Raw genomic sequence first — 3,153 nt, 5'->3', positions numbered from 1 at the left:
GAGAAAATTCTTTTTAGTCTCACCATATTGTAATACAGACTGTATGAATATCTTTTTAAAAGTCCTTAAGATTAAATCTCCATGGCTCATTTTTATTATTCTTTGCTAATATTTAATTTTTTTAATATCTTATACGCTATTAAACAGCAAAAAATATTTACGATTATACTAAGCATAATCTCAATTGCTGATGCCTCATATATTCCTGACAAAACAAACACAGATGATATTGGATACATAGCTCTTGCAACTTCTTTAGAGGCGAAGAAAATTCCTATAAAAGAGTATATTTCAGCGATAATCAGAGCTATCCAATAACTCCTTTTAACCAGTCCAACAAGTGCAATAATTGGAGATATTACCATAAAAACGCCTATCCCGGTTAATACATATACAACAAAATAGTGAACTACTTCACTTATATTTACAGCATCTAAATGTAGTGCAGTTTCTATAATTAAAGATACCATAAACAATATTAGATAAATAAAAATGCTACCCAATAGAGTAATTATCATTTTGGCAGTAATCATGTTCTTCTCATCTATCGGTATTAACTTCAATGATTTAAGTACATCTTCTTGTTTCTCGCGACAAATAATATATCCTCCAAATAATGCTATCAGACTTGGCAATACAAAATATGTTGTTAAGGAATGCACCTGTAAAATATACCATCCAAATGTATCTATATACTTTTTGCCACCAAATGAAAATCGTCCTTGAAAAAATACAATCCCTAATGTCATTATGAGTGCAAATACAATCAAAAACATCAATTTTGACCTGTGAAGCTTTTTATATTCAGCTAATAAAAGGGTCTTCATTTACCATCCTCTCCTTTTCAATAATAATTTTGTAAATATTGTAAATACAACTATCCATCCTCCTATACAAAGAAGAGAATAAACTATATTTATATCTTGATTTAATACTATTCCCGGAACATCTCTTAAAACAATTGCAGTAGAACTCGATAATGGATGCACATACATATTAACCATCAAAATTACAAACCCTGAAAAAGCATAAACAATCGTCAAGCAAACAGGTAGAATATATTTTTTTGTCAAAAATGCGACAGATAAAATAGGAAGCATAGAAACTGCTAAAAATCCACTAATCTCAAAACACTTTCTAATGAGAAAAGCAAACAAAGAATAATCTATCTCTATATGATGAATAATTTTCCCAAAAAGAATTGTAAATAAAATTGACAAACTCATAAATGCTAAACTATAAATAAGCACAATTACAAATTTGCTGACTAAAAGATTCATCTTTTGAATTGGAATAATCCATAACGATTTAAAAATATCATTCTCATGCTCTACGGACATGATCATTGTAGAAAATATTCCTAGTGTAATTGGCAAAATCAGCCATAAATTATAACTAAAGATTGCCCATTTAAAATATTTCATCGGATTATCTGAAAGGTCTATATTCCTAAAGTATACAGTGGCAAGCAATGGCATTAAGAGTGTTGCCGGAAACATCATCCAAACAATCTTTTTCCTTTTCAATTTAAGAAACTCTACTTTAACTAAATTAAGCAATTCCCTCTCCTCCGGTTATTTTCTTGAAGTAATCTTCTAAAGAATCATTGCATGTTTGTGATGAAATCACTGATATACCACTCATAACCAAAGACTTATTAACTTTAGCTATATCTGTTCCATGACTATATATCCTTATATGATTATTATCTTCAACTGAATAATTTGTTATTCCAAATTCCTTTTCCAAAATAATAGTAGCTTTTGATACGTCTGATACTTCCAACATAATATACTTTCTATTTTTCTTATTTAATTCTTCCATACTGTTTTCTTCTAACAAAACTCCTTTATCTATAATTCCCACTGTATCAGCAAGGAGTGTTATTTCAGATAGAATATGACTGGAAATTAAAATCGTCTTTCCTTTTTTTACACTTAAATCTTTTATAAAGCTTCTAACTTCTGCTATTCCTATTGGATCTAATCCATTTGTTGGTTCATCTAAGATTAAAACCTCAGGATCATGTAAAATTGCATTAGCTATTCCCAGTCTTTGTTTCATTCCTAAAGAATAATTCCCAAAAAGTTTTTTATCTTTATATGGCAGACCAACTACTTCTAAAGCATTTTTAACTGCATTAGGAAAAGCCGTTCCTCTTAACATTGCAAATATTTCCAAATTTTCTGTCCCCGTAAGGTTAGGATAAAATCCGGGTGTTTCAATAATTGCACCAATTCTTGGATAAATCTTTTTCTCGTTACCTTTTATGTTTTGATTGAAAACACTTACTTCACCATTCGAAATATCCGTAAGACCCAATATCATCTTCATAATGGTTGTTTTTCCTGCTCCATTTCGTCCTAATAAACCATAGATTGAACCTTTTTCAACATGCAAATTTACAGAATTTACAACCTTTTGTTGTCCATACACTTTTGTTAAATTCTTTGTTTCAATAATATAATTTTTCATCTTACTTTTCTCCTTAATAATTTTGTCTTTTAATTGATTTTATAGAAAGTATAAAAAACACTATTCCAATTGATAAAATAGATAGTAAGCAACTAAACGAGGAAACATTTAGTGAATATCCTCCAATACTATTTTCTACCATTTCTTTAGCAGCAGATGATACATTTTGATATATTCCTAATAAACTCGCAAGCGGATGTATATGAACTAATATCGAAGCTCCAAATATCCCAATTCCTAAATAAAGCAAGCACATAGAAATAGGTAAAACATAACTCTTAGAAAAAGTAGCAATATAAATCACCGGAAGCATTGCAATCGGAATTAATAAAGCTGCAACTACATATAATATTGCTGCCTCTTTTAATGTAACTAAATTAAAATCTATAAAACCTCCACTTATTACTGCACCAAATACAGATGATATATATGTTAATATCATTAAAAATATAGTTAATAACTCAATCAGAATAAATTTCACCAAAAATACTTTAAATCTGCTAACAGAAGTTATCAGTACATTCTTTAAAGTATCATTCTTTTTTTCATCGAAAAATAACATGGTCGAAATTATTCCAATTACGATTGGCAGGAACACAAAGGTTATATTCTTGAATGCCAAACAATATAAGTCTCCAAAGCTATCCATTATAGGACTTTCTCTTGAAATTGAAAATG

General features: G+C 29.1%; 4 protein-coding genes. All 4 read right to left on the bottom strand.

The genetic code is table 11. The features are described from left to right. Positions 1–95: 95 nt before the first annotated feature. Positions 96–827 (bottom strand): ABC transporter permease, encoded by a 732-nt coding sequence (locus HMPREF9129_RS05415; protein ID WP_004821207.1) that lies wholly within the window; start codon positions 825–827, stop codon positions 96–98. Next, the gene (locus HMPREF9129_RS05410; protein WP_004821204.1) at positions 828–1,559 is read right to left on the bottom strand and encodes an ABC transporter permease; all 732 of its coding nucleotides are present in this window, start codon (positions 1,557–1,559) and stop codon (positions 828–830) included. Continuing rightward, on the bottom strand, positions 1,552–2,475 hold the full coding sequence (locus HMPREF9129_RS05405; RefSeq protein WP_004821202.1) for an ABC transporter ATP-binding protein: 924 nt from the start codon (positions 2,473–2,475) through the stop codon (positions 1,552–1,554). Before HMPREF9129_RS05405 ends, HMPREF9129_RS05410 begins: the two co-directional genes overlap by 8 nt. A gap of 13 nt (positions 2,476–2,488) precedes the next feature. Further along, a partial coding sequence (locus tag HMPREF9129_RS05400) for an ABC transporter permease (RefSeq protein WP_004821201.1) occupies positions 2,489–3,153 on the bottom strand: 665 nt, incomplete at its 5' end.

The sequence above is a fragment of the Peptoniphilus indolicus ATCC 29427 genome, from assembly GCF_000227315.1.
Lineage (GTDB): Bacteria > Bacillota > Clostridia > Tissierellales > Peptoniphilaceae > Peptoniphilus > Peptoniphilus indolicus.
Note: the sequence above shows the minus strand (reverse complement) of the source record. Positions and strands in the feature narration are given on the sequence as shown.

Coding starts and splice junctions, on each gene's coding strand:
- HMPREF9129_RS05415 (WP_004821207.1), bottom strand. CDS start 827: ATGAAGACCCTTTTATTAGCTGAATATAAAAAGCTTCACAGGTCAAAA.
- HMPREF9129_RS05405 (WP_004821202.1), bottom strand. CDS start 2,475: ATGAAAAATTATATTATTGAAACAAAGAATTTAACAAAAGTGTATGGA.